Source organism: Sphingobacterium sp. UME9, assembly GCF_014170215.1.
In the GTDB taxonomy this organism is placed as follows: Bacteria; Bacteroidota; Bacteroidia; order Sphingobacteriales; family Sphingobacteriaceae; genus Sphingobacterium; species Sphingobacterium paramultivorum.
In genome coordinates this window covers 1-25,300 of sequence record NZ_LZZP01000009.1, presented here as the reverse complement: position 1 = coordinate 25,300, position 25,300 = coordinate 1, and the positions used below count along the sequence as shown (strand labels likewise).

28 protein-coding genes and 1 pseudogene are annotated in these 25,300 nt (G+C 36.0%); 16 read left to right on the top strand and 13 right to left on the bottom strand.

The window, feature by feature from the left end; genetic code table 11:
• The first annotated feature begins 56 nt into the window (after positions 1-56).
• On the top strand, positions 57-1,643 hold the full coding sequence (locus A9970_RS13410) for a hypothetical protein (RefSeq protein ID WP_182982643.1): 1,587 nt from the start codon (positions 57-59) through the stop codon (positions 1,641-1,643).
• A 2-nt stretch (positions 1,644-1,645) separates the two neighbouring features.
• Positions 1,646-3,574 (top strand): hypothetical protein, encoded by a 1,929-nt coding sequence (locus A9970_RS13405; RefSeq protein WP_182982642.1) that lies wholly within the window; start codon positions 1,646-1,648, stop codon positions 3,572-3,574.
• A gap of 42 nt (positions 3,575-3,616) precedes the next feature.
• Here A9970_RS13405 and A9970_RS13400 read toward each other — a convergent pair whose 3' ends face one another.
• Both A9970_RS13400 and A9970_RS13395 read right to left on the bottom strand, forming a co-directional pair.
• Complete coding sequence (locus A9970_RS13400) at positions 3,617-4,117, bottom strand: SH3 domain-containing protein (protein ID WP_182982641.1); 501 nt, start codon at positions 4,115-4,117, stop codon at positions 3,617-3,619.
• A 2-nt stretch (positions 4,118-4,119) separates the two neighbouring features.
• Positions 4,120-4,662, bottom strand: a complete 543-nt coding sequence (locus A9970_RS13395; RefSeq protein ID WP_182982640.1) for a thermonuclease family protein — start codon at positions 4,660-4,662, stop codon at positions 4,120-4,122.
• Positions 4,663-5,035: 373 nt separating this feature from the next.
• Here A9970_RS13395 and A9970_RS13390 point away from each other — a divergent pair, with 373 nt between their 5' ends.
• Both A9970_RS13390 and A9970_RS13385 read left to right on the top strand, forming a co-directional pair.
• Positions 5,036-6,085: a type I restriction endonuclease gene (locus A9970_RS13390; RefSeq protein ID WP_182982639.1), complete on the top strand. Its 1,050-nt coding sequence runs from the start codon at positions 5,036-5,038 to the stop codon at positions 6,083-6,085.
• A 74-nt stretch (positions 6,086-6,159) separates the two neighbouring features.
• Positions 6,160-6,579, top strand: coding sequence for a hypothetical protein (locus A9970_RS13385; protein WP_182982638.1), 420 nt, complete (start codon positions 6,160-6,162; stop codon positions 6,577-6,579).
• Between the two features lie 71 nt (positions 6,580-6,650).
• Here A9970_RS13385 and A9970_RS13380 read toward each other — a convergent pair whose 3' ends face one another.
• Positions 6,651-7,466: a hypothetical protein gene (locus A9970_RS13380; protein WP_182982637.1), complete on the bottom strand. Its 816-nt coding sequence runs from the start codon at positions 7,464-7,466 to the stop codon at positions 6,651-6,653.
• Positions 7,467-7,813: 347 nt separating this feature from the next.
• Here A9970_RS13380 and A9970_RS13375 point away from each other — a divergent pair, with 347 nt between their 5' ends.
• From A9970_RS13375 to A9970_RS13365, 3 genes and pseudogenes are all read left to right on the top strand, one after another.
• Complete coding sequence (locus tag A9970_RS13375; protein ID WP_182982636.1) at positions 7,814-8,260, top strand: nuclear transport factor 2 family protein; 447 nt, start codon at positions 7,814-7,816, stop codon at positions 8,258-8,260.
• 126 nt (positions 8,261-8,386) lie between these two features.
• Positions 8,387-8,717, top strand: a pseudogene (locus A9970_RS13370) (nucleotide pyrophosphohydrolase).
• Positions 8,718-8,727: 10 nt separating this feature from the next.
• Positions 8,728-9,198: a GIY-YIG nuclease family protein gene (locus A9970_RS13365; protein ID WP_182982635.1), complete on the top strand. Its 471-nt coding sequence runs from the start codon at positions 8,728-8,730 to the stop codon at positions 9,196-9,198.
• A gap of 93 nt (positions 9,199-9,291) precedes the next feature.
• On the opposite strand, the gene yidD is transcribed toward A9970_RS13365, so the two are convergent.
• Both yidD and A9970_RS13355 read right to left on the bottom strand, forming a co-directional pair.
• Positions 9,292-9,570 (bottom strand): membrane protein insertion efficiency factor YidD, encoded by a 279-nt coding sequence (gene yidD / locus A9970_RS13360; protein WP_120335546.1) that lies wholly within the window; start codon positions 9,568-9,570, stop codon positions 9,292-9,294.
• Positions 9,567-9,794 carry a hypothetical protein gene (locus A9970_RS13355; RefSeq protein ID WP_182982634.1) on the bottom strand — a complete coding sequence of 76 codons (228 nt, stop codon included), beginning with the start codon at positions 9,792-9,794 and terminating at the stop codon, positions 9,567-9,569. The genes yidD and A9970_RS13355 overlap by 4 nt, the downstream gene beginning before the upstream one ends.
• A gap of 202 nt (positions 9,795-9,996) precedes the next feature.
• On the opposite strand from A9970_RS13355, the gene A9970_RS13350 reads away from it, so the two are divergent.
• From A9970_RS13350 to A9970_RS13320, 7 genes are all read left to right on the top strand, one after another.
• Positions 9,997-10,275: a hypothetical protein gene (locus A9970_RS13350; RefSeq protein WP_182982633.1), complete on the top strand. Its 279-nt coding sequence runs from the start codon at positions 9,997-9,999 to the stop codon at positions 10,273-10,275.
• 261 nt (positions 10,276-10,536) lie between these two features.
• Entirely contained in the window at positions 10,537-11,331 is a 795-nt protein-coding gene (locus A9970_RS13345; RefSeq protein WP_153846609.1) for a type IV toxin-antitoxin system AbiEi family antitoxin, read from the top strand.
• Entirely contained in the window at positions 11,324-12,244 is a 921-nt protein-coding gene (locus A9970_RS13340) for a nucleotidyl transferase AbiEii/AbiGii toxin family protein (RefSeq protein ID WP_121127206.1), read from the top strand. The genes A9970_RS13345 and A9970_RS13340 overlap by 8 nt, the downstream gene beginning before the upstream one ends.
• 356 nt (positions 12,245-12,600) lie before the next feature.
• On the top strand, positions 12,601-12,945 hold the full coding sequence (locus tag A9970_RS13335) for a hypothetical protein (protein ID WP_182982632.1): 345 nt from the start codon (positions 12,601-12,603) through the stop codon (positions 12,943-12,945).
• A 171-nt stretch (positions 12,946-13,116) separates the two neighbouring features.
• Positions 13,117-13,563, top strand: a complete 447-nt coding sequence (locus tag A9970_RS13330; protein ID WP_182982631.1) for a nuclear transport factor 2 family protein — start codon at positions 13,117-13,119, stop codon at positions 13,561-13,563.
• A 737-nt stretch (positions 13,564-14,300) separates the two neighbouring features.
• Complete coding sequence (locus A9970_RS13325) at positions 14,301-14,870, top strand: Panacea domain-containing protein (protein WP_182982630.1); 570 nt, start codon at positions 14,301-14,303, stop codon at positions 14,868-14,870.
• Positions 14,854-15,285 carry a hypothetical protein gene (locus A9970_RS13320; RefSeq protein ID WP_182982629.1) on the top strand — a complete coding sequence of 144 codons (432 nt, stop codon included), beginning with the start codon at positions 14,854-14,856 and terminating at the stop codon, positions 15,283-15,285. The genes A9970_RS13325 and A9970_RS13320 overlap by 17 nt, the downstream gene beginning before the upstream one ends.
• A 215-nt stretch (positions 15,286-15,500) precedes the next feature.
• On the opposite strand, the gene A9970_RS13315 is transcribed toward A9970_RS13320, so the two are convergent.
• The 7 genes from A9970_RS13315 to A9970_RS13285 form a co-directional block, all read right to left on the bottom strand.
• On the bottom strand, positions 15,501-16,484 hold the full coding sequence (locus tag A9970_RS13315; RefSeq protein ID WP_182982628.1) for a hypothetical protein: 984 nt from the start codon (positions 16,482-16,484) through the stop codon (positions 15,501-15,503).
• 1 nt (position 16,485) lies between these two features.
• A complete protein-coding gene (locus A9970_RS13310) occupies positions 16,486-17,511 on the bottom strand; it encodes a DUF262 domain-containing protein (RefSeq protein WP_182982627.1) in 1,026 nt (341 codons plus the stop codon).
• A gap of 155 nt (positions 17,512-17,666) precedes the next feature.
• Positions 17,667-19,499: an Eco57I restriction-modification methylase domain-containing protein gene (locus tag A9970_RS13305; protein ID WP_182982626.1), complete on the bottom strand. Its 1,833-nt coding sequence runs from the start codon at positions 19,497-19,499 to the stop codon at positions 17,667-17,669.
• Between the two features lie 82 nt (positions 19,500-19,581).
• Positions 19,582-20,196, bottom strand: a complete 615-nt coding sequence (locus A9970_RS13300; protein ID WP_182982625.1) for an HNH endonuclease — start codon at positions 20,194-20,196, stop codon at positions 19,582-19,584.
• Positions 20,193-20,843: a hypothetical protein gene (locus A9970_RS13295; protein WP_182982624.1), complete on the bottom strand. Its 651-nt coding sequence runs from the start codon at positions 20,841-20,843 to the stop codon at positions 20,193-20,195. The genes A9970_RS13300 and A9970_RS13295 overlap by 4 nt, the downstream gene beginning before the upstream one ends.
• Before the next feature lie 3 nt (positions 20,844-20,846).
• Positions 20,847-23,144 carry a sensor histidine kinase gene (locus A9970_RS13290; protein WP_182982623.1) on the bottom strand — a complete coding sequence of 766 codons (2,298 nt, stop codon included), beginning with the start codon at positions 23,142-23,144 and terminating at the stop codon, positions 20,847-20,849.
• Positions 23,145-23,191: 47 nt separating this feature from the next.
• Positions 23,192-23,596, bottom strand: a complete 405-nt coding sequence (locus tag A9970_RS13285; RefSeq protein ID WP_182982622.1) for a helix-turn-helix domain-containing protein — start codon at positions 23,594-23,596, stop codon at positions 23,192-23,194.
• 652 nt (positions 23,597-24,248) lie between these two features.
• On the opposite strand from A9970_RS13285, the gene A9970_RS13280 reads away from it, so the two are divergent.
• Complete coding sequence (locus tag A9970_RS13280) at positions 24,249-24,623, top strand: hypothetical protein (RefSeq protein WP_182982621.1); 375 nt, start codon at positions 24,249-24,251, stop codon at positions 24,621-24,623.
• Between the two features lie 125 nt (positions 24,624-24,748).
• Complete coding sequence (locus A9970_RS13275; protein ID WP_182982620.1) at positions 24,749-25,066, top strand: hypothetical protein; 318 nt, start codon at positions 24,749-24,751, stop codon at positions 25,064-25,066.
• A 51-nt stretch (positions 25,067-25,117) separates the two neighbouring features.
• Here A9970_RS13275 and A9970_RS13270 read toward each other — a convergent pair.
• Positions 25,118-25,300, bottom strand: a 183-nt coding sequence (locus tag A9970_RS13270; protein ID WP_182982433.1) for a hypothetical protein, incomplete at its 5' end; no start/stop codon positions are given.

Here is a 25,300-nt window from a genome sequence, read left to right as displayed (position 1 = left end):
CCTTCCGCTAAACAGTGGCTGTATCAAATAAAACCTACATAGATTAATCTATAGATATGAAATATTTGTTAACCCTTTTTTTAATGGGCCTGGTCTCTTTTTGCTTTGCGCAGGCGACCAACGATGAATTATTGGCCCAGGCCAAAGCACAAATGGATAACGGCTTGTATGAAGAGTCCATAAATACCCTAAATAAAATTCACGGCAAGACGAAAACAAAAGAATTCGTGGACTACTTTAAGACCGTAAATTATTTCAAATTACTGGATAATGGAGACTATCCATCTTTTGAGCTCATCAATAAGGTACGTAGCCAAGCCGCTCTGTTTTTGAAAAATTATTCAAAATCGCGCAACCAAGGTGATGTCAAAAGGATACTCGAAAAAATGGACGAGTATCCAAAGACACAGCAAAGTTATGACGATACCAAGAATCGAATCTTACAGGAGAAAAAGACCGAAAGGCAACAGACTTTACTTACAGCAATCAGGAAATCTTATGAGGTGCAAGATTATGCCCAGAGTTTAGCCGCCATTAAGGTTGCCAAAGAATCTGGATATGATGAGAGCCCTGTTCAGTTTTATAATTTTATGGTCAAGTACAAGCTATATGATCATAGTCCCTCGCAGACATACCATGAAGTAGAATCTATCGTTGCACTTGGAAATGCTATTTTAAGCAGTGACCATAATTCTCTGGCTAAGTTAAGTACGGCCGAAGTAGAAAAGATCAAAAATATTGTTGCCGGATTACCAAAATCGCTTGACGAGTTCAGAAAAAAAGAAGAGGATAAACGTACTGCGGCCTATGCCTTAGCGATGCAACGTAAATTTGATGCGATATCGGACAGCTACAATGCACAGGAGTATGGTAAAATCATTTCAGCTACAAATGATTTTCCGGACAGATCCCGTGATAATCAAAAAGTGAGCTACTTTCAGGCTATGAGCCGTTACCAGCTGTTTAAACGAGAGGGAAACTACAGTTTTTCGGATCTATTGACGGTAAAGTCTGCTCTTGAAGGGTATATAACGAAGTTTAATGAGGAAGATTTGACCTCTAAAATTGAGGTATCTGCTGCCTTAGGAGATCTGAACAAAAATTATCCGACTTCGCAATACGCTTACGATGTGATGGTTAAACGGGAGGAGAAGAAGGAGCTGGCGGCACTGCGTCGGGCTAGAAGAAAGCTATTTACCAATATCGGCTACGAGTATGGAAAATTGGCACCAATTGGTCTACGATTTGAAACTGGTGGTGCATTTGTTGGATTCTTTGCGACGTTGCGTTATGGGCTGAAGTCAGATAACCAACTCGATTCTTATTACTTAAGCACGCGGTCGTCCCAACCCAATAAAACAGAGCTTATCGTAGGGCCAAATTTTAAGGTAGTCGATTGGTTGTTGTTGAACATCGGAGCAGGCTATGGAGTTTATTCCCATTTATTTCGTGATGATTACGCAGACCGAGAGGGCCATGGAAAAACCGGTTATATTGGCGGTTACGGCGGGGTGACTTTACGACTTAGTCCGTACGTAAATATCATAGGTGGTGCTTCCATGATGGCTATTGACAAACAGTTCTCTTCTAAAAAATTTACCCAGCCCGAATTTACCGGTGGTATTACTTTTAATATTCGATAAAAATGAATCCCAAAAACTTCAATATACGATATCTCTATTCCCTGTTTATGCTGATACTTCCATGGACATCTTGCGACGATAAAGACAAGTTTGATTTTAATCAGCATAATAAAATTGCGGTAACGACCTTACAGATGACCGGTGTAACCAAAAATGATGCTACGCTGAACGGACGTGTAAATACCAACAATGGAGAGACATTGACACAGGTTGGCATCTGCTATGCTACCCACCAAAAGCCAACAGTGAACAATGAAAAAGTGCTCAAGACAGGCGATCTGGATACAGGAGCGTTTACGCTATATGCTCAAAATTTAAAGCCGGCTACAACCTATTATTTTAGGGCTTTTGCAACCAATAAAAATGGTACTGCCTATGGCGATCCGTTGAGTTTTACTACGCAGAGTGGTTATGTTGCTAAATTGGAAACACAATCTGCAAGCAGTATCACGCGTATTACCGCCGAACTAGGCGGAAAGATTTCAGATTATGGCGGATACCCGGTGATCAGCAAAGGGGTTTGCTATAGCAATATATCATCGTTCCCGACGATTTCAAATGACAAGGTAAGTGTTGATACACAGAGTACTTCATTTAAAGTTAATCTAACCAAATTAAAGGCGGGTACAATCTATTACGCGCGCGCTTATGCCACTTCATCTGTTGGAACAGGCTATGGGCAGGTGGTAAGTTTTACGACACTTCCGCCAATTGTCGCATCAGGAATATCGACCGCGGCAGTCAGTTCAGTTACTTACTCTTCAGCTTCTGTTGGTGGTACTGTTTTGGATGATAATGGATCGATTGTAACAGCTCGGGGTATATGCTACAGCAATTCCAATACTACGCCAAGTGTCAGTAGTGGGACAATTTTGAATATAGGTAGCGGAACCGGTAGCTTCTCTGGTCAATTGACGGGCTTGGTCGTAAATACAAGCTATTATGTACGCGCTTTTGCTACCAATAGCGCAGGTACGGCTTATGGGCCTGTGGTCAGTTTTAAAACTTCGATGCCAGACCTGCCAAGTAACGTTTCAACAGCTACCCCTTATAATGTGACTATGACTTCGGCATATACCGGGGGATATATTGGCTCCGCTGGCGGTGGAACTATTTCTGCCAAAGGGGTGGTTTATAGCAGCAGCAACTCATTACCTTCTTTAACCAATGGTACAAGGGTATCTGGTGGTTCAGGTACAGGTAATTTTTCACTTATACTTTCCGGATTGCAGCAAAATACAACTTATTACGTCCGATCTTACGCTACGAATGAGGCCGGCACGACTTATGGAAATGTGTACACGTTCAAAACATTGTTGCCAAGCCTACCATCAAGCCTGAGTACTTATGGAGCTGTCAGTATCACACCAGGCTCAGCTTATGTGTCGGGTTATATTGGCTCGGCTGGTGGAGGGATCATTTCTGCGAGTGGCATTGTTTATAGTAGTAGTACATCAAATCCCACTATTGGGAATAGTACATCAGTTACTTTAGGGAGTAGTATCGGAAGTATCGCAGCTACATTGACAGGGCTATCCGCAGGTACCAGTTATTACGCCAGGGTATATGCGACCAATGAAGCAGGAACTGCCTATGGCAATCTCATAAGTTTTACCACTACAAGATATACGGCACCCACTGGGGTGACGACTTATCAAGTCGGTAATACTGGGAGCACTTATGTTACCTTTAGCGGAGATATCGCTACAGACGGTGGTAGTACATTAACGGAGCGCGGTTTTGTATATTCCACATCCAGTAATCCAACATTGTCCAGTGGAACAAAGACGACCGTATCGGGCAGTAGTGTCGGATATTTTAGTAAATCGGTCACAGGATTTAATAAGTATACGACTTATTACGTACGGGCTTATGCGACAAATGCCTATGGTACAACCTATGGCTCGAGCGCTGCTTTTTATACCTATTAAAGATAAAAGGGTAATCTGTTTGGAAGATTACCCTTTTATAGGCTAATTGTTACTTAACCGTATTGCGTCACTTTTAATAAATCCGACCAAGCCTTTGTCTGTTTTTACTTTGGCCCAATTTCCTATATTGGAAAGACATGTCAATTTTTGATTTCTATAGATGGTTGCCAATATGGGAAAATCAGCTGCCGGTCCCTTGCGTAAATCCATCTTTTCGACATTCAATACGACGGTTTTTAAGTAATAATCCTGATTTCCTGATGTGCCGTTGTCGGAGGTTTTTGGTGGTGTTTTTACAGACTGGTTTTTTTTCTCAATCTTAGGAGCCGATTTTTTGTGCATATCGAGATCACATACGCCGCAGGTACCGCCACTGTTGCAGTGCGCACATTTGCTGCAATTGCGACAGGCAGTGCAGTTGGCCGATCCTGTGCAGCGGCCGACTTCGTGTTCTACAAAAGCAAGTGTGCTTTTTGTGGTCTGTGCAGATGCAAAATGCGAAGTTAATGTTGCGGTCAATATCAGTGTAATAGCTTTTATCATAATTATAAGTGGTTTTTCCAAAGTCCCAATAGGTGATTTCGCGCATATTTTTGGGCCTCTACCAGACGTTGTTCATATTTAACATTCGGCGGAATGGTCATCAGTACGGCGTAACCATCCTTCATAATCTTTTCGTTGACAAAGGTGCCATCAGTCAAATAGGCGTATGCGAGTGTACGCCCATATTGATCCAATGGGTTGACATCAAATTCCAAGCGTACAGTTTGGTCCATAAGCAGTTTTTCTGCATATTTCGAGGCCTCCTTTCCATAAGGTTGTTCCTTTTTATGAAAATAATTACGGGGCTCAGGAGCGTCAATTCCGATCAATCTTACCTTGATCTTTTTGCTTTCCCTGTTTACACACCAGAAAGTGTCTCCATCGGAAACCTTGGTGATCTGATATTCGCCTTCGGTTATACCCTTGTCATTCCTCAGGGTTCCACTTGTAAAGGCCGCGAACGGCTGCGTTTGTTTTTCCTTTTTGGGTTTACAAGCGAGAAAAAGAGTTGAAAAGAGACAGACGTATAAAATGTTTTTGTTCATGATTGTACTATTTTATTTTCTTTTCCCTTTTCTTCTTTCGGCTGAGTTTCGGCACCTTTCACAACAATAAGATTTGCCGAACATTAGGGTGAGTACTTTCATTGTGAAACCTTTGCCTTTATAACTTTTTTTTCCTTTACCAGGTTGAATCTCTTTGTTGAACCATGCGCATTGATCATACATGTTTAAGCTGTTTAATAGTAAATGAATAGGATGAATAATATGGTTCAAAATTAAAACTAAGATTTTCGGGTATTTATGGTTTCCCGTAAATAGTCATATTACCGAGTGCCTACTTTTGACTATCAACAATAAAGAAATGTATTGCTGTTTTAGCAAAATCAAATAAGCCATTAATAAAAAATAAAAAACTATGGATTTTAAAGATGAGATTCGTCAATTTGCCAAGCGCGTTGACCGACTTTTACCACAGATCAAAACAGAAGAGGCTACAAAGACATCCTTAGTAATGCCATTTTTGAAAATATTGGGATATGACGTATTTGATCCCTTCGAAGTGCAACCAGAGTTTATAGCCGATATTGGTATCAAAAAAGGAGAGAAGGTTGATTATGCCATTTTACGAGACGAAAAACCTGTTATATTAATTGAATGCAAACATTATGCTGATGGACTTGACCCCCATAATTCACAACTGTTCCGTTACTTCCATACGACAGAAGCTAAGTTTGGATTGTTGACCAATGGCGTAGAGTATCGTTTTTATACTGATCTCGTGACACCAAATAAGATGGATGAAAAGCCATTTTTCGAGTTCAAGATCATGGACATCAAGGATAATGAAGTATCCGAATTACGCAAATTCCACAAAACAGAATTTGATCTCGAAAGCATTTCCAGCGTTGCGAGCGAATTAAAGTACTTTAACGAGTTGACTATTTTAGCAATGGGCGAGATGCAAAACCCAAGCGACGATTTCGTTCGTTTTTTTGCGAAGCAAGCCTATCCAAGTGTTGTTACAGCAAAAGTTTTGGAACAGTTTACTCCATTAGTAAAACGGGTGTTTACACAGATTGTGAACGACCAGATCGCCGAAAGACTAAAAAGCGCACTCAAAAAAGAAACTGAAGCCGAAGAAAAGAATACTACTATAACACCAGTAGAACCTGAGGCACTGATTGTCACAACTGAAGAAGAGATTGAAGGATACTTGATCATTAAATCTATTTTACGCAAGGAGATTGAAGTGGGACGTGTATTTATGCGTGATAATCAATCCTATTGTGGTATCCTGCTGGATGATAACAATCGCAAACCAATTTGTCGTTTTTATTTTACGCCCAATAGACTTCGTATCGGTTTGTTTGACAAAGATAAAAAGGAAGCTAAATATGATCTGGACTCACTGGATGATATTTACAAATACTCTGAGCAGATTGTTGATACAGTCGTTAACTACTGATTATCCTTATAATGATGCGCAGAAACCTTTAGAAACCAAATATATTTTAAAAGTTATTTTATTGCCTAGAAATTATGAAAAGATTAATTTTTCTCGCAACACCTTTTTTGTTACTGGTAGCGTGTGTAAAGCCTTCTAATGAAGAAAAGGCTAAAGCTCTAATCAAAGAATATATACTTAAGTATGCAAATGATCCTAAAAGTTATGAGGCTATTGAATTTGGATCTTTGGATTCATTGCAATCAATCGATATGATTGGGACCGGTGCTGAGTATTTTAATCTGCAAAATGAATTTTCAAAAAGTACTGATATGGAGGAAAGAAAAAGAATTATGATAAGGCAACGTAAAATATTAAAGGATCGGCAGGGATTTCAAATGATCCATCGGTACAGAGCAAGCAATGCATTTGGAGCAAAAGTGCTTTCGGATAATATTTTTTATTTCAATGCAGGTATGGATTCGGTACTCGTCGTAAGAAAACCTGGGGACTAGCGCTCAATAAGAAATAAAGGCTACAATTTTGTAGCCTTTATTTTATGCTTTTAAGGAGCAGGACAATAATATTAGCCGTTTGGTTGTTCACCACCTAGCGCTTTGTAAGCTGTTAAGATATTTTGAAGAGCTTGCTTTTCTTTTTGAGTTATGGCTCTATCCTTATAGTATTGCTTACCTTCGTGACGTATCTTTGCGTTCTTAGATTTTATGATATCTTCTATCATTTTATATTTTTCCTGATCTACCGGTACGTCATACCATTCCCATATTTCGCCACCGCCGTTATCTGTATTTATTTCACTATAGCTAGGGTTAATAGTATAAGTATCATTATCAGTTTTTATAATATATCTTTTAATAAAGAGCCAATCATCTGCAGTATAATTGATAGCAAGCTGTAACCAGGGTTTAGTGTCTTTTTTAGTTCCAAAATATAAATGAAAGCTATTAGAATTAGTGTATTGAGGAGTTGATTTGTCGGAATACCAGGTGATATTTCTTATGTCATCTGTTTTTTGTCTAAGGCTTTTTATTGCTTCATTTTTTGATCTTTCAGCCTGGGCGATTGCTTTTTCCTTAAGTTCATTTTCTTTATTAATGTTAAATTCAACATCCTTTAATAATTCTTTCGCCTCTATGGCTTCCTTTGAATCGGGGTGTTTTTCTAATAAAGAATTTAGTTCTGATTTTGCATTTTCAAACGATTTTCCTGTAATCATCCTTTTAGCATTGGATAACAAGTTCGCTGAACCAAATTTAAATTCATTTAATTCTGATTTTAAACTCTGATTTTCGGATTTGAGTTTTTCATATTCATCTTGAGAAATACCATTGCAGCTGTAGGCGGTTAGTACAATGGCTATCGTAAAAAATCTCTTTATCATATTGCTGTTTTTTTATTCAAAAATATCTCATCGATAAAGCGAATAAAAAAGGGAAACCGTAAAGTTGATGTGGCGTTCGAAAACGCTATTATAGGTTCTAAAAGGAAGAGATAGGGGTATAGCGGTACGGCAATTAGAACTTTCACCTCCTCATTCCCGCCATTTACCGAGTTTTCCCGATTGTTAGTCTAAAGTCAATAGGCTAGGGGCCTATTGTGTTGTAGTTTTGAGTCAACAAATAAGAACAAAAACCATCATGAGCATCGATGGAAATGCTCATGATAGCTTCATCACAATTGAAGAACAAATTATTTAGATGAAAAACTAACACTATAAAAAAAGACATTATGAAAACTTTGGTAAAAACATTCGCAGCAGCAGCCTTAATCGCAGTATCAACTTTCGCTATGGCAGCTGAAGGACCTGGAGCAAAAGCAACAAAAACAAACGTTAACCTTTCCACAGCAGATTTCGCTTTAGAGCACTACGTTGCGGTAACCACAGAGGGAGAATCAGCAGGAGTAGAGCAGTTATTCGCCGGAGATTTCAGCCAAAAGATCCAATCTTCCAATGCACAGTCTAACAGCCGTACTGGAGTGGTCAAACTATTGAAAAAACAAAAAGGCGAGAAGCTAAACTGTACAGTGAGCACCGATATCATCGAGGAATCTGCAGACTATATGGTAGCTAAAGTAACTTTGAAATTTGAAAATTTTACCAAGACTGACCTGGTTACCTTGGAGCGTGTAGGTAATGACTGGAAAGTATCTAAATCAATCAATTCGTATAAATAAGAGCCATCTCAAATAAATATATATATGTTGTAGAGCCATATCGGGAGATATGGCTTTTTCCTTTCATTCCTAAACAATATTTCGGATATTTGGACAAAGGCCAGTTTTTAGTTAAAGGATTTTATCATGTCGGATATTCAGCAGTTAATAGCACAGATCAGAGCATTCAGAGATGCGAGAGATTGGGGAACAGTTTCACAATTCTAAGGACCTCGCAGTTGCATTGAGCATTGAAGCGTCTGAGCTTCTGGAACTTTTTCTGTGGAAAGGAAATGAAGATGTCAATCCTGACAAGTTGAAAAATGAGCTTGCCGATGTACTCATGTATGCGCTATTGCTTGCCGATAAGCACGGCCTTGATGTTAAGGAGATCGTGGAGGACAAGATGAAACTCAACAATGAAAAATATCCTGTAGAAAAAGCTAAGGGAACTGCTAAAAAGTATAATGAACTGTAATTAATAACGCATGTCAGAATTGGATATTAAAGAAGTTCATATTGTTCCCGTCGGTAGCGCAGGAGAGGTTAAGGATACAGATAGCAAACTAGATTTTTATAACAGCGCACTTGTTTATCTGCTCAACGATAAAAGGTCAATCTATATTGGTGAATCTATCGATATCAAGAACCGCTTTTCAAGCCATAATAGACACGACAGCAAGAAAGACCTTTTAATACGACATGCGATCTATTCGCATTTGTTCAACAAATCCGTTACCCTACATTTAGAAGCATTTCTGATCAATCTTTTCTCAGCAGAAAAAGGTCTGAAACTGATCAACCTTGGCAATAACGGGCACTACTATCACCAGAAGAAAGAATATGAGGTATTGTTTCCACAGATCTGGAAACAACTTGAAGAACTTAAAATAGCGCGCACGTCTACCAGTCTGCTATCATCGACAGCCTTCAATCACGTTTTTCTTCAATCTTGTTAAAAAATCTGAAACTTAAGTTCCGAAGAGAAAATACCAGGCTTGCTATTATATGTAACTTCCGTGACAAAATTTCCAGTTCCATCCCTAAACTATTTACAACAACCTCTCCGCGATCTCCGCCTCGCCAACCACTACACCGCCTTTCAGGTACATCATCCGCTCACCACTTTTATAATCCGTGATTATGTCAAAGTGACCATTACAGGTTCTCATGCGTGAAAGCAATGCTTTCCTACCTGCCCTAAAGCCTTCATGTTTAGTTACGTCAAATACATATTTAGAGCAGCTATGCCTAAATATACATTTACGTCTTCTTTCAGGTGGGATGATCAACCAATACAATCGGATCGCGGTCAATAGGAGAGACTTCATGGCCTTGAAAATACCACCATCTGTCTTGCCGTCGTATATCCAGGTTTATTATTAAAACAACCATTTTCGGCATGTACATAAGTTGTGACGCTTTCTAGTCTTACATAGTTCCATCCTCCTGATGCACCCTGATTAATCAGGTTTTCTAATTGTTCTGCTACTTGATCCGATGTACCTGTCCTTGGGTTTATCGATGCTACAAAAGGTACTACTTTGTATTCCATAATATCAGTATTTGATTGGGTTAATGATTTAATTAAAACTATGTAGTAAAATATTGAAAATCAATGTGTTTTGAGTCTTATTGCAATCCATTTTACAATATTGTCAATTTTAAGAATAAAAAATTACAGATTATTACGGCTTCCCGTAAAAGTTATGCCTGTGCACCAGGTGGCTAGCTACTGTATTAAAGAACATGTCAAGATGAGGAATGCTTTTGCATTTTATCTGACCTCTGGAGACTGGCTTTTACGAACCAAGATCAGTATTTTTAATACACTGAGTTTTGCCAATGAGCAGTTTTACGATCCTATCAAAGGCACTTTGCAGTTTGATGTGTCCGATCTGGTGCTGATTAAGCCCAGCGGGCGAAATCAGGTCCGCTTGCAAAGGCTGAAAAACAAATTGGATAAGCAAGAGATCGATGGCATCAAAAGATCGATTTTGGCCATTGGCGATGCTCCGGTTGTCTTAGGTGACTAGCAACGATCGGTGTATTTTTTGTAGAGCGGAGGATCTCGGCGAGTCAATTCAGATAACATGATATCAATATGAGTTTTTTACATCCATTTCTCTAAAATCAGGAATAACGGTATTATGTTTGTTTTTCGAAAAGACTTACTTGTTTATATATTTCTTTATTATCGGCGAAAAACGCCGATAATATAAGTTTTGTTAAATAAATAAGTTTATGTATATTTGATTTATCGGCGTTTTTCGCCGATAAATTTAAATAGTTTAAACATGAATATGTATTCTCAGAGAAGGAAAGATGTGCTAAAATTAGTGCCGGAGGGAGCTTTGGTTACCAGATCTTGGCTACAGCAGAATGATCTCACAGGCCATGCGATCGATAATTTATTGAAGAGTCGACTATTGGAAACTGTGAAAAATGGAGTATATAAACGTGAAGGGGCGGAAGTGGAATGGGGGGATATTGTCTATTTCCTGCAGAAACAGCTAGATACAGATCTAACCATTGGAGGCCTATCGGCTTTAGAACTTCAGAAACTGACCCATTATCTCCCGATGTCTAATCAACGCTTGATTCATTTATATGGCCGGGATAATCTTCCCATATGGATAAATAACCTTACAACAGGGATCAAATTTCTTAAGCATAGTTCTGGCTATTTATTTGGTAATAGTTTTGAAGATGAAAGGCCGCTAGCATTACTTGAGTTTACTAGAGCTTTCAGTTGGAAAAATACAAAGGAAGGCTTACGTATATCCATTCCTGAAAGAGCTATTTTGGAAGTGATGAATCAAGTTCCCCAAAATATATCATTTGAACATGCGGATGAATTAATGCAAGGATTAAATACGCTTTCTCCTAGGACACTCCAAAGATTATTGGAACTGTGCACAAATATCAAAGTTCGCAGGCTTTTCTTTTACCTTGCCGAGCGTCAAAATCATACCTGGTTTACAAAACTTCAATCTGAGAAAATAGATTTTGGATCTGGTAATCGTGTGATCGTCACAGGTGGGAAACTAAATAAGAAATATAAAATAACTGTTCCTGATTTTTATGAGTAAGAAAGAAGAATATGCCGAGCAGGTCCGTTTATTGATCCGATTGTTACCTATAATCGATAAAGAAGACTGTTTTGCACTTAAAGGCGGTACGGCTATTAATTTGTTTTATAGAGATTTGCCAAGGCTTTCCGTAGACATCGATTTGTTGTATCTGCCAATGGAGGATCGCGACGCCTCTCTTGAAAATATCAGAGCTGCATTAGCGAGAATAACAGATTCCATAAAGAAATCGATTGCAGGTGCCCAAGTTCAAAATACAACACTACAACAGGATAATTCTTTACGAATAATAGTTTCACTTAATGATGTTCGTGTTAAAATAGAACTATCTCCTGTTATACGTGGAAGCCTTTTCCCAGCTGTCAGAATGGAAGTGCGACCGCAGGTTGAAAAAGAATTTGGTTATGCTGAAATGCTAGTTGCATCACACCCAGATCTGTATGCTGGTAAACTTTGCGCTGCCCTAGATCGTCAACATCCCCGTGATTTGTTTGATGTAAAACAGTTATACGAAAATGAAGGATTAACGGAAGAATTACGAAAAACATTTCTTGTATTTTTAATAAGTCATTTTCGACCGATGGCAGAACTGCTTAATCCAAACCGAAAAGATATCTCAGGTATATATGAAATGGAGTTTGCGCAAATGGCAGAAATTGAAGTTTCTTTAGAGGAGCTACTTTCTGTACGGGAGAAACTGATTGCAGATATCAACAAGGAGATGACTGATAGTGAACGTAAATTTTTACTCTCTGTCAAAAATAAGACACCTGATTGGGCACTCTTAGGATTGGACGCAGCTTTAGTCTCGGAACTTCCTTCAGTGAAATGGAGATTAATCAATTTAAATAAAATGTCAGAGAATAAACACGTGACCGCTTACAAAAATCTAGAAGCTGTCCTATATCCTTAAAGTCAAGCTGAATAGGAGAGATATGGCTTTTTTACGTCAAAAGGGCCTGATTTTCATCAGACCCTTTCTGTTAGCGTTTATTTGTACAATAATTTTTATGTTTCCTATCGTTTCCTCTTTTTTGTTTCGTCATCCAATGCTTTTAAAGACTATTGGATTTTCACTGTACGACGCCAATTTTTATGTTGAACCTTTCTTTCGAAAGGTAGCTTGTAGCCGGTTTGTATTGTAAGAACAACAGTCAATTTGAAATAGTTTTATTGGAGTAATTTTTTTTTATAACTTGATATGACGGCAGCTGTCTCAATAAAGTATTTTAAAAGTACATAGCATTTCAACCGAAGGATTACTTTTATATGAAAAATCGTTATATCGTTACGCCAAAAGACAAAAGGGCAGAAGAGTTATTGGATTTTAATGAAGCCGGAGATCATGATTTGATCCAGTTAGTTCTCTCAGAGTCGCAATTTTATCAATTAGATGCTTTTGGTGTATTTTCAGATTTGAATAATATGCTAGGCTGTTTAATAGATGATTTTGAAGACGATGCTATTACGAATAAGCAACAGCTGGAGGAAGGGTTAAAATATTTAAAAAATGTAAGGTTAAAAGATGATCGTATTCAGGAGCTTATGGAAGAAATTATTTGCCTGTTTGAAGAAGCTGTGAAAAGGCAAACTGGCGTTTATTTTTTCTTTTAATAGGAACTTGGTTATTTTTAAATTGCTAAAATAAAATTCACCTCCCTATTCCCGCCACTCACCGAGATTTCCCGATCGTTAGTCTAAAGCCGATAGGCTAGGAGCGTATTGTGTTGTAGTTTTGAGTCAACAAATAAGAACTAAAAAACTAACACTATAAAAAAAGACATTATGAAAACGCTAGTAAAAACATTCGCAGCAGCAGCCCTAATCGCAGTATCTACTTTCGCTATGGCAGCTGAAGGACCTGGAGCGAAAACAACAAAAGCTAACATTAACCTTTCTACAGCAGATTTCGCTTTAGAACATTATGTAGTGGTAACTACTGAGGGCCAATCAGCAGGTGTAGAGCAGTTATTTGCAGAAGATTTTAATCAAAAGATCCAAACTACCCATGCACATAGTAACAGCCGTAGCGAAGTGGTTAAATCCTTGAAAAAACAAAAAGGCGAAAAGCTAAACTGTACAGTAAGCACAGATATCATCGAGGAATCTGCAGACTATATGGTTGCAAAAGTGACTTTGAAATTTGAGAATTTCACCAAAACAGATTTAGTTACCTTGGAGCGTGCGGGCGATGACTGGAAAGTATCCAAATCGATCAATTCGTATAAATAAGAGCCATCTCAAATAAATATATATGTTGTAGAGCCATGTTGTGAGACGTGGCTTTTTTTATGGTCTTTTTAGAATTCGGTCATGTTGTGGAGATAACTGTAGTAAGTACAGCTCAACCAAGAATAATTTAGTAGAAAGAATAGGTCATTTAAGTAGAAGAAATAGAAGATAGATCGGTAATCACAGCTTTTAAATACTTAAAAACCAATTATTACTTAAAAAGTTAGTAGTAAGTTAAGTAGAAAGAGGCTTTGTTTGGAGATAATTTATCTGATCCTTGTCACAAATATTTACAAAATTTGTGACAATTGTAGCTGTTTTTTAAAGGTGTAATATTTTGTATTTTAGATTTTTATGTTTGGTTTTAGTTCTCTATTTTGCGCATAGTGTTTCGCTGAACGGTGCCTCTAACTTTAAGAATATCCATCAAAGCATATAAGTAGAAAGTTTATGCAATTTTAGGGAAAGAATTAGGAGAGCACTTAATGAATAGACTTTTAATAACGCTCGTACAATAGGCTGTAGGCTGTTTCAGAAGGAAAAATATAAATATTTTAGGGAAAGAACTAGGGAAAGAGTAATAGAATAACCCTCACACCTTTGCTTTTGACAGACATATAATGGGTCAGGAAAATTCTTTGAGATCAGAATGTAAAGTAATTCTTATTATAAAAAACTCTAATATAATTGGATATCCAGAAGAACTTAACTATTTTTGTAAAATTGAATAAAGAACTATGAACCTTACAGAATTAAAGAATACTAACGTTACTCTTTACCTATTAAACAAGGCTCCAGAGTGTACTATAGATCGATTAAAACTTATAAAACTGATATGGTTAGCGGATAGATTGCATCTTAATAAATATGGACGCCAAATCACAAAATCTGCGTATAGTGCAATGCCGCGTGGACCTGTCGCATCAAAAGTTTTAGATCTACTCAACAGTGATATTGATTCGATAAAACGAATTGGAAACAATCAAATTGCAATGTTGAAAGCTGACGAGAAATATTTATCAGTAACTGACAAAGAGATTATAGATTTTGTTTGGGATAAATTGAAGGATTCTCATCAATTGGATTTAGTAGATTTTTCTCATCAGTTTCCAGAATGGAAACGTTTTGAATCGTATTTAGCTGATTCAAATATGCCAAATAGTTATGCTATTGTTGAAGAGGATTTTTTTGAAAAAAATGATTTTGCCAATATTGTTTCTGATGATATCAGGGAGTCTAGTAAAGAAGAATTCCTTATCAGAAAATCAATTTATTCTAGTTTTCAAATAAATGGAAATCCCAGCTAGTTATGTTATAAATTCAACTCTAGAAGTTGGAAGAATTTATAAATTTTCTGCCCCAGAGCTTATTGAAATTGAAGAACCACACTTCTATATAGTAATAGCAATAGTTGGAGATAATAACTATGCTTTAATATCAACGACTCAGTTAAATAAGCGGATTCAGTATGTGGAATCTAGAGGAATTTCCAAAGAAACTATTTGTTATATCGAACCTAACGATGGTAATGAATTAACGAAAGATTCCTACTTGGATTGTAATAGTTATTTCGAACTTCCTAATTATTATCTTGAGTCTAAAGTCAAAGAAGGAGTATTAGAGATAAAGGGAATTATTTCAGATGATGATTTTGAAAAAATTAAATATAGTATCTCCCGTTCGCCTCTATTTGACTTACCATTAGATTTAGTTAAAAAATAAATTATTTAGATAAGTTAGGTGCTTACTTAGCGAAAATGATAAAAAGGCCGATGTATAACAGAGCTGTTCATGACCGAGCTGGAAACGTGGGTTTGCGAACATTTGGCTGAATTGGTCTTCTCTTGGGGTGGAACACGATCGGATAATCCATATATAGGTCTTTCAATGGTAGTTTAGGGCCAAGCTTATGAAAAAATACGGAGTACGGTTATGTATCAATTACAAACAATCAGTCTTTTTTTTATGATATTAGGTATATCTTCTAAATTAATTTCCATTTCTGGAGTTACAAGCAATCTATATCTTGTTTCGATGTGTATTTCAGTAAGAAACTTAGCAATTATTGCCCTATCATATTGATATATGGACTTGATAATTATTTGAAAAGGAGACAGATTCTGTATAGCAGCACCACGCCCATTTAAATTTTCTTGAGTGATTATTTTTCTTAGAATTTTTATATTTAAATTGAGGTTAGTTAACAAGATGTCGATATTATTAGCTAGACGTCTTTTATCCTTTGGTAGTCGTTCCGGAACAAAAATTTCTTCCGTGTAGGCAATGATTTCATTTATACGCTGGACTTCCGCATTTTCTTTATTAATAGTATTATTTGCACTTAATACTTCAAAACTATCAATAGTTAATTCAGCTTGTTCTAACGATGCTTTAACATGATAGGCTATTCGTTCTTTCGCCCAATTTATCCTATCTGTTTTATATATCAAATCGTGAGTAGCGATTGACCACGCATGTTGCAAAAATGTCTTGACCTGAATCTCAAATATCAAAGAATATATAATTGGGTCAAATTTACCTGTGTTATCATCTTTCAATGTCAAATACAAGCGTAAGTCGTCAAATGGAAATGAAAATGAATCTTTATGGGTAAATTTATCGGAATTAGGACGTCTTGTTTTAATTACAAAGTTATCTTCAATCATCTTATAACATAATTTTACGTCGTTGATGTTTTTTACAACTACCGTGCATGCAAACAAGTCTTCAAGAATTTTTTCTTTTGTAAACCTTCCACTTTCAAATTTAGTAGCAAAACTTTCTAGTTGTTTAACTCGACTCTCATAATGCCACCTATTATCTTTGTTTTGTATGATCAACTGGTCAACTTTCTTTTTTAAGATTTCATAATACACCAAATGTTTATTATATATAGAAGATATAGATCCAACTATTTTCATTTTACAAACTATTAAGGACTTCTAATCTCGCTTTACGTTGCGGGAAATCTGTTGCAGCGCCGGTAGAATTATCAGAGTATTTTTTTGCCAATTTACCTAAGTCGTCTTGAATATTTTGTTCTTCCTTGATTGTGGCAAGGCGATCAAGTAGGGATTGGTACTTATCAGAAAATCCCTGAGGTAACATCAATTCATTTTCATATATAAATGCCCATAAAGTATAGAGATGATTATTTGAACCAGATATGACAGATTTTATTTGAGGATTTTCATTGATCAATTTTTGTATTTCTCTTTTTACCTGATTTAGAGTATCATTAAAATCTTCTTCTGAGAAGGAATCATTTTCTGTTATATCATCATAATTAGCATACACATCATCAATAGATAATTGGTCGAATCCTGCAATACCATCATTTAATATAATCATATAAAGTTCTGATACGAACTGTATATTTCTCATTCTTTTATCTCTACTTTTTGTGGTGATTTTTAAATCTGCCCATAGTTGGTCATTAGCTTCGTTTTCAACAACGTTAATGAACCACCCATTGAACCTAGCATGCCGCAGTTCCTGTGGAAGGAGATTTCTAGAGTTACGGTTAACTCGATCAAAAACATCTTCTACATTATTACCTTCGTTGATTTCGATAAAGTCTGCAACTATTGAATAGTCCCAAAATTTTCGTTTGTTCTCAATAGAGAGGTCTTTGAACTTTTTGTTATTTAAGTTTTCGTCATTGAATTTACTGTCTATACTTATTTTATTCTCATAAAACATGAATATCGTTTCAAGCCTTTGTTTTCCATCGACAATATTATATGTAGTTTTGCCTGCGTCGTCTACATCTCGATGTATAAAAATTGGTGGTACAGGATAATTCCTAAAAATAGTATCTAAAAAGAACTTTCTATCTTTAGTACTCCAAACACTTTTCCGCTGATAAGGAGGATTTAGTTCAATCTGTTTGTTGTTGTAAAGGTCTAAAAACCAAGTTACTTGTTGTACGGTTGGCTGTCTTTTCATCAATTGTCTTAATATAAATTTTTAAGGTTTTAATCCTTTTTAAATTCTGTTGCCAATTCAATTTCACGATGTCACACTCTAAATTCTCAGAATATTTTGTCAAATTTTAATTATCATCAACTTATGAAGTCTAATGTTATCTAAAAACAGTAATTCTAAATCAATATACCATATTTATCTACAAAAAACTCATCCAAAATAGTCTGGTCAGTTTCATTAAGAAGAAACTCGATTTCCTCTTCAGACAGATCACATACCCCGAAATTGTTTATGTAGGTGCTATTCAAAGAATAATATTTATTGGAATATGGTTTACTAGTAGACTCAATATAATACCAGAAGACTTTTGATTCCATAATCTTTCGGGCAATTTCTACATCTTTTTCGCTTTCACCTATTAGTGCTAGACCATTGTAAAACATAAGGTCTTCATCGTGATCAACAAGGAAAGACGGAGTGACGTCGGAGAACTTTGGAAAGAACAATTTATGTCTCATCCTGTCTAATGACTGCGTACGACCATAGGCATACCAATTATTATATTCTCTTGCTCCTCCTTTATCTCGCCCTTCTAAAATACTTCTTTTATATTGTAGATAACGATACGCATTCGGGTATAAATCTTGGAGCATTTCCTCGGGCATGATTTCAACACCAGCATAGTTATGTATATATGGAAATATGACTCGTTCTTTGAGTGAATTTAAATCTTTAATACGGCTCAATTTATTCGAATTAACGATCTCTTTACAGATATCACGTTCGATTTCGAATCTTTGTCCATTTTTCAGATAAAAGAAATTTTCGTTTTGGTCTACCGGAGAAAAAATGTAAATGTCATTTTTTAAGGTAGCAATACCATGTCGTGTTGTGTATATTTCTCCAAATGGTCGTCCTATATTTTCTATAGAGGTGACGGTGGCTGTGTTCTTTAAGTTCCAGCCTCTCCGACTATTTAATGTAATATATGGTCGAATATGATGTTGTTTTGGTTCGGTTAAAGTTTCCTCAGTAACGCTTGCATAACGTATAGCATCCGCTTGCCGATTGTGAATAAAGCAAATACATACATATGTATTCTTTGATTTAAAGATTTGCTCTGCTCCAAAATCTTCGATAATAAAATCAAGTTGGTGATCCGAGAAATACTGGCGCAATGCTCGTCCATTTAAGCTTTTAAAAAAGCTATTCATGGTGATGAATCCTAATATACCGTTCGGTCGAAGGTTTTCGATTCCGATTTGAAAAAACGGTATATATAGATCAGTGAGGCCAACTTGGGCAACTTCCCAATGCTGCAAATTGAGGCGTGTCTGTTCATCCATATTTCGATAACGAACATAAGGGGGGTTACCCAATAAAATGGAGAATCCGATAAATCCAGGAGCATTATTTGCCCAATTAAAAGTAAGGGCGTCACCAACATAGAGATTAAAGCTAAATTCTAAAGGATCCTCGCCCTCAGAAAGGGCTAAGAGAGACAATAATAATTTTGCACGTGTTCTAGAATACCCTTGAATGTCCAGACCATAAATATTTTCCCTAAAGATCTGCGAATATGTCCTGTTTGTACGTTCTCTTAATTCTCTGGCAGCGGTATACAAAAAGCTAGCGCAGCCACAAGCAATATCGCCGACAATAACATCTTCTAAATTAGGTTGATTTTCAAATGCATTGTTAACAATATATTCACGTATGTTAATAGGAGTGTATATAGCTCCATTAACTATACGATCTGCAGGAGAAACAACATTTTCAAAAAGCTTGATAACCGTTTCTAATGTAATTTCGGTGAATTGTTCAATAAGTAATTCTTGAAATTCACATAAACGCATATATTCCTGATTATTCCCTCGATTGATTAGGTAATCTAATAAGAACTGATTATTATTTATAGGAATTTCATTAGTATAGATATATGCGGATACAATCAATCGATCGGCATAGTATGGTTCGAGATATGCTAAGAATCCGAAGATTTTTTTCATATGCGAAGTTAGGAAATATTCCAGAATTTAAAAATTGATATAATTTTCAATTTGGTTTAATGTTTGGATAATGATTGAATGCTTACTTTCTTATGTCAACTAAACGGTATGGGCTAATTTCATTACGTTTTAGAATCAATAAACTTAAATCCATCGACAACTCAATATATTTTTTTAAAAAACCTCTGTTCAAATTTTTTTGTGTTACGAGATCACGAAATTCACTAATTAATATTTCAGCTTTTTTATTGAGAAAGAATTCTCTTCTTTCAAGAATGAGTTGAGGTCTATTCAAATATAATCTATTAATTACATACCTTGATGATTTAAAATTTCCTTTCAATTTGAATGTTGTCATGTCTATTTCAAATAACTTTTGGAAGTCATGTTCGCTAGGGTCAGGATAACCAATAACATCTAAATTTGCTATGCAATCATTTTGCCAATCATCAGATTTGAATCTGTTACAAATCGGACATGAATAATAAAGATTATAAATAACATTCGTCAATTCAGAAAATTTTGATTTGGGTTTAAAATGGTCTATATGAAAATTATCGATTCCACCCCATGGACTTTCATGGATTGAACAATAGACGCACCGATGAAAACAATCTTTTGCGATTTGTTCCTTCCAATTATTGTATTTTCCTTGTTGTTGAATTCGACTATTTCTGTCAATCTTTTGCCAATTCATGAATTTAATTTCTTTTTAATAGCTTCATTTAAGGATTGCAGCTCTCCTAATTTTTTGTCATATTCTTCTAGCCATGACCTACGATCATCGAATCCCGCGAAGGGAAGTTCTAACTTAACTTGTAGCGCTTTTAATCTTTGTTGCAAATCAGGCGTAGTATCTCCAGATGAGATCTTTGTCAATATGTCGTTAAATTCAGAGAGCTCAGTTATATTCTCTTTCAAATAATTATTAGCTAAGCGCCACATCTTTTTGAAATATTTTTCTGTTTCTTCTATGAAGTCAGTTCTTTTGATTACATCCTCAAATTGACTATAACTTTCTTTTAATTCCTCTACATAATGATAACTTGTAACGGAATATATTGGAATATTCTTTAAAGTGTGTCTTAAAAATTTTACAAGATCGCTACCCTTATATTCAACTGGCTTTCCATCTAAAATTGATTGGTCATTTAGTTTTTCATCAAGAATTAATATACAAACATCATTTTGTTCAATAAAATTAAAATATGCTTGAAGGTCTCTAAAAGGTAAAGAACTAATAACTTTAAGATTACTGTTGTTTTTTTCAATCTCTATTTCAAGATTTGCACAAATAGTTTCACTTTGCTCAAAATTATCGTCAATTATTGCTATTGCTGCCATAATTTAATTTACTTTGGGTAACCAAATTTTAAAATTAGCTCCTTTAAGATCTTTATCGGTTTTGAAAGTTAATTTTCCATTAAGTTCCTCAACGATGGATCTTATTATCGTCAGTCCTAGACCTGTGCCCACACTATTACTTTTATTTGGACTTTTACTTTTTGTAGAGTATAAAGGCTCAAATATACGTTGTTCAAATTCTTTGGCTATTCCCGGACCAGTATCAGCAACTGAAAAATAATAGCCAGGCACAGGATTATCTTCTCTTTGTACCGACACTATTATCTTTCTATCAACTGATGTTAACGTTGTAGCGGTATAAGCGTTTGTAAGTAAATTTACAAGAATGGTTTCTATATCCATTTGATATGTCTTGCTGTAAATTTGCTCTCCTTTAACAACAAGATTAATAGATGAAGCAGTAAATGCTGGGCGCAATTCATCTGCCACTTTCACAATTGTATCTAAGATAGAAATATTTCTTGCTTTTCTTTTTTCTTTTTGCACTCTAGTTAAAGCATAAGCACCCCATGCAGCTACTTTCTTGGACGCTTTACGAGCCTTTTCCAATTCTATTAGAGCTCTGTCAATGGAAGGCTTTGAAAGTTTGAGAAACTTAATCGAAGTCAAAGTTGAACCTTGAAATTGAGTAATTGATCCTTCTGTTTCATGTCCAAATACAGCGGAAGAAATTCCAATTGTTGCTAGTCCGTTTAAAACCCTTTGCCAATTAAGCAGGTCTGTAATAGTCTTTTCAACATCTCCAGATACTATTTCTACCTCATTTATGGTCTTTACTATAGGTTGCAAAAGACTTTCACTTTTTGCTGTATCATTATTGTTCTCAATATTTTCCTTTAAAAGGGCTAAATCTTTTTTAATTGTGTTTAGTTTATTCTTTATTTTCTCCGCTTCTTTTACCGGATTCTTTTGAGGTTTTTCTTTATCTGAATTATCATCTGACGAGTATATCTTTGCTCGATGTGTCTCTAGAAGTCTTTTTGCTGCAAGAACAAACTCCTTCATATCATCAAATTGTTCATTCTCGACTAATCCCTCTCTAGCAGCGCTATCTTTTAATAGTGAATTATTGTCCCGACTAATAAAAATAGCACCAACCAATTGGTTTGGAGAAACTGTATAATTATTCCCTCGACCAATGCCTGCTGGATTTTTAGCTTTTTCTTCACCAATTTTAAGCCAATCAAAACCAAGCTGAGCTTTAGGAAAACCATAAGGCTTCACTGCAACATTGTCGCGATAAATTTTTACACCATAATTATTGTCAAGAAAATTTCTTAAATCCTTTAATTTGAAATCGGTACCAATGACAGATGCTCCTTCCCTTAAGAAGAATAATAATCTCACTTCTAAGGGACCACATGATAATTCTTTTTTCGAATAAAACTGTGTTATATTTATGGTTTCAATTAATTCGTTCTTAGAAATTTTATCCTTAATTGAGTAAAAAACTTGGTCTGTCCCATCATAAATCACATTTAAATCGATCTCGGCAGCTTCGAAATATTTAGACTTTACCTCTCTAGTAAAATCACTCTTTAAATCACTGTATAAGTTAATGCCAAAGTCATCAACTGCATTAAAAGGAGAGGTTAAGGTTGCTAACTCATTAAAAAGGTTTTCAATATTATCTTGAGTCCAATTTTGTCTTAAATTAGTAATTTTGATTTCTGTTCCAGCTTCACTTATTTTATTATCCTTTTTAGGAAGATCAATTCTGGAGGGATATATTACTTCAACATCAATTTCTGATAGATCTTTTCCTTCAATATCAAAATCATCCCAATTTATTCTCAGGCCTACTATTCCATCAGAAACAGTCTTTGAGATTAATTCGAGTTTTGATCCCAATCTATCAGCTGAAATTCTACCAATACCTTTTTCTCCCGTTTTTCGTCGCCCTAATCCACTTACTTTGGATTGTCTTTTATTCGAAAAACCGATTCTGAGCCAATTGTTTAAAAGCTGTTCTTTAGTCATTCCAAAACCGTTATCAGAAACCCTAATCAAACCATTGGAATCATTAAAAATTTCAATATCAACATTATTTGAATCTGCATCGTAGCTGTTTTTTACAAGTTCTACTAATGCTGTGGTATGATCTTTTATACTTTCTCTACCTAAATGAATTAAAGTTTTGGCATCAATATAGAATCGCTGATAGTTTTCATCTAGTCTCGATAGTTCGGCAGAAAGTTTAGAAATTTTCTTATGATCAGAATTTTCGAACTCGATAACATGTTTTAGCTGACTAAGAATTTGTTGTTTTTTGTCCATCATAATGATCGAAATAATAGGGCTATCGACTTGGTTAGTATAATATTTTTCTAAAGCGTCTTAAAACCTTCCAAATCAGCTTTCAATTCCTCCACTTGCTTTTTTAGCTCTACAATTCTTTCGAGTCTTTCTTCAAGGAGCGTATCTTTAGATCTAATCTGAGCTTCATATAGTCCTTTAATGAATTCGATGTTATTATCATTATAATCGGAGTTAAATAGCTGATTTACCTTTTGATTATGAGAGATGTAGTTATTAACTTTTGAATCGAAAAAGTACTCTGGATCCACTTCGAATAATTCCCCAAGTTTGATAGCATTATCCCATGATAATTTATTTTGATCAGACTCTAATTTGGATATAGCGGGTTGAGAGATACTTAATTTTGCGGCTAAGACGTCTTGCCCCCAACCTTTTTGTTCTCTCAATAATCTTATTTTAGTACCAGTTGTCATATTGTTAATGTTTATAATCATTTATAACTCAAAGTTATGTATATATAACTGAATGCTATTTGATTGTTGTACAGAATTTTAAATCTTTGCAAAGTTAATTACCAAATATACTGAAAAAAGCAAAAAGACAGATTGTAAAATAAGATAAAATGTAATACTTTTGCTCCATCTCATACAGGTGGATGCACTTATGAGTCTTGTTAACGAAACGTGAGAAATTTCAATTTGGAACAAGGCGATAAGTGGATCAAAACGCCCGTCAGCAATGGCGTGGCGTCCGCTTACTCGTTCCATGGGCTTCTCACGGCCTCGTTGACAGTAGGTTGGATGTCACGCCATTGTTGGTTTCTATACCTGCTATAGACTCGTTTTTATAAACAAACGAGTTATGAAAAAGCAACAATCAAAAAACATCATCACTGCCCCCGAGTAGCTCGGCTGGTTTGGCCAAATAAGATTTGGCTTCTCTTGCCATGGAGTGCGTAACGCCAATAGTATACACCTTGTGACCCCTCATTCAAACGCGCTCTGGCTTCCAGAAGAATTAATTATTACAAATGTGAACTGAGTAACATCAGGCTCCCAATAAAAAACTGATTTCGATCGGAGAGGGGATGCTATGTACTTTCGGTTACAGATGACTTACTGAAAAATGAAAAGGATTTTAGCGCTACAATTTGCTTTTGACTGGATGATTTATGATGTCCATAAGGTCGATTACAACCCTATAAAGGAGATTGAAGCATTCTGGAATCACTATGCGCTAGAGACTGTTTCTGCTAATATACTGCAACTATTGAGCACGTATCTTGATGGCGGCGCAGGAGAGAATAGGCTCCTGAAAGATGAGGAAATGCAGGAATTTGCAACTGCATTGTATCGCGTATTGATCGCCTACAATTTCGCCAATTATCGCCATATAGACCTGCGTAAAATGCAACTTTCAGCAGAAGCTGAAAAGCGCATCGGAAAAGAGCTAGAACTGAGCAAAAAAGTCGCTGAGTTTTTCAGTAGGTTATCGAAGTAACCACTAAGAAAAAAATAATGAATATCCTGAAATTTTTAGCCTTATTAAAGGGCTATATAACCTATATATTTCAAGTACCTGTGAAGCACTACTTAAGCACAGATATAGTACTAATTACGCAAAATTTGCGTAAGAAAATTAGACAAGGAAAAACGTACTTCAAAGGTACTTCGATCCTGCTAAAAAAGCGTCGAAAAATTAGCGCTCAGAACCTTCTAAAAAAAGCAGATTCTTCGGGCAGCCTTCGGGTTTTGTTCGAGGATCCTTCGACACTGCGTCGTACCAACGTCGCCTCTTCTTCGGGAATGCTTCGACTGTTGTTCGACTGCGCTTCGGGTACGAGTCGAAGCGTACTCGAAGCGTACTCGAAGCCGAGCCGAAGAAGTGCCGAGCCTGTCTCGAACATGTCCCGAAGAAGTCCCGAATGTCTTATACTGAAATAGGTTTACATATACCGAACAGATTACTATATAGATTTTACATTCTATTTTTTTCTACTGGATATAGTTGTCATTGTCTGTTTTCTTACTATTATCAGTTGTCCGTTCCCTGACCACAGTTTCCCTGGTTTTACTGCGGAACTTTTTTGACTCAGCGTTACGTCTTTGAAACACTTTGGGAGTTTTTTGGTTCTGCCATTCCAGATGTGCCTGTTGGGGAGACATCATATTGCAGGA

Coding starts and splice junctions, on each gene's coding strand:
- A9970_RS13295 (WP_182982624.1), bottom strand. CDS start 20,843: ATGGCAGCAATAGCAATAATTGACGATAATTTTGAGCAAAGTGAAACT.
- A9970_RS13350 (WP_182982633.1), top strand. CDS start 9,997: ATGAGGAATGCTTTTGCATTTTATCTGACCTCTGGAGACTGGCTTTTA.
- A9970_RS13285 (WP_182982622.1), bottom strand. CDS start 23,596: ATGACAACTGGTACTAAAATAAGATTATTGAGAGAACAAAAAGGTTGG.
- yidD (WP_120335546.1), bottom strand. CDS start 9,570: ATGAAGTCTCTCCTATTGACCGCGATCCGATTGTATTGGTTGATCATC.
- A9970_RS13365 (WP_182982635.1), top strand. CDS start 8,728: ATGTCAGAATTGGATATTAAAGAAGTTCATATTGTTCCCGTCGGTAGC.
- A9970_RS13280 (WP_182982621.1), top strand. CDS start 24,249: ATGAAAAGGATTTTAGCGCTACAATTTGCTTTTGACTGGATGATTTAT.
- A9970_RS13395 (WP_182982640.1), bottom strand. CDS start 4,662: ATGAACAAAAACATTTTATACGTCTGTCTCTTTTCAACTCTTTTTCTC.
- A9970_RS13315 (WP_182982628.1), bottom strand. CDS start 16,484: ATGAAAATAGTTGGATCTATATCTTCTATATATAATAAACATTTGGTG.
- A9970_RS13375 (WP_182982636.1), top strand. CDS start 7,814: ATGAAAACTTTGGTAAAAACATTCGCAGCAGCAGCCTTAATCGCAGTA.
- A9970_RS13335 (WP_182982632.1), top strand. CDS start 12,601: ATGAAAAATCGTTATATCGTTACGCCAAAAGACAAAAGGGCAGAAGAG.
- A9970_RS13345 (WP_153846609.1), top strand. CDS start 10,537: ATGAATATGTATTCTCAGAGAAGGAAAGATGTGCTAAAATTAGTGCCG.
- A9970_RS13385 (WP_182982638.1), top strand. CDS start 6,160: ATGAAAAGATTAATTTTTCTCGCAACACCTTTTTTGTTACTGGTAGCG.
- A9970_RS13290 (WP_182982623.1), bottom strand. CDS start 23,144: ATGATGGACAAAAAACAACAAATTCTTAGTCAGCTAAAACATGTTATC.
- A9970_RS13355 (WP_182982634.1), bottom strand. CDS start 9,794: ATGGAATACAAAGTAGTACCTTTTGTAGCATCGATAAACCCAAGGACA.
- A9970_RS13305 (WP_182982626.1), bottom strand. CDS start 19,499: ATGAAAAAAATCTTCGGATTCTTAGCATATCTCGAACCATACTATGCC.
- A9970_RS13405 (WP_182982642.1), top strand. CDS start 1,646: ATGAATCCCAAAAACTTCAATATACGATATCTCTATTCCCTGTTTATG.
- A9970_RS13400 (WP_182982641.1), bottom strand. CDS start 4,117: ATGATAAAAGCTATTACACTGATATTGACCGCAACATTAACTTCGCAT.
- A9970_RS13320 (WP_182982629.1), top strand. CDS start 14,854: ATGGAAATCCCAGCTAGTTATGTTATAAATTCAACTCTAGAAGTTGGA.
- A9970_RS13380 (WP_182982637.1), bottom strand. CDS start 7,466: ATGATAAAGAGATTTTTTACGATAGCCATTGTACTAACCGCCTACAGC.
- A9970_RS13340 (WP_121127206.1), top strand. CDS start 11,324: ATGAGTAAGAAAGAAGAATATGCCGAGCAGGTCCGTTTATTGATCCGA.
- A9970_RS13310 (WP_182982627.1), bottom strand. CDS start 17,511: ATGAAAAGACAGCCAACCGTACAACAAGTAACTTGGTTTTTAGACCTT.
- A9970_RS13325 (WP_182982630.1), top strand. CDS start 14,301: ATGAACCTTACAGAATTAAAGAATACTAACGTTACTCTTTACCTATTA.
- A9970_RS13390 (WP_182982639.1), top strand. CDS start 5,036: ATGGATTTTAAAGATGAGATTCGTCAATTTGCCAAGCGCGTTGACCGA.
- A9970_RS13300 (WP_182982625.1), bottom strand. CDS start 20,196: ATGAATTGGCAAAAGATTGACAGAAATAGTCGAATTCAACAACAAGGA.
- A9970_RS13410 (WP_182982643.1), top strand. CDS start 57: ATGAAATATTTGTTAACCCTTTTTTTAATGGGCCTGGTCTCTTTTTGC.
- A9970_RS13330 (WP_182982631.1), top strand. CDS start 13,117: ATGAAAACGCTAGTAAAAACATTCGCAGCAGCAGCCCTAATCGCAGTA.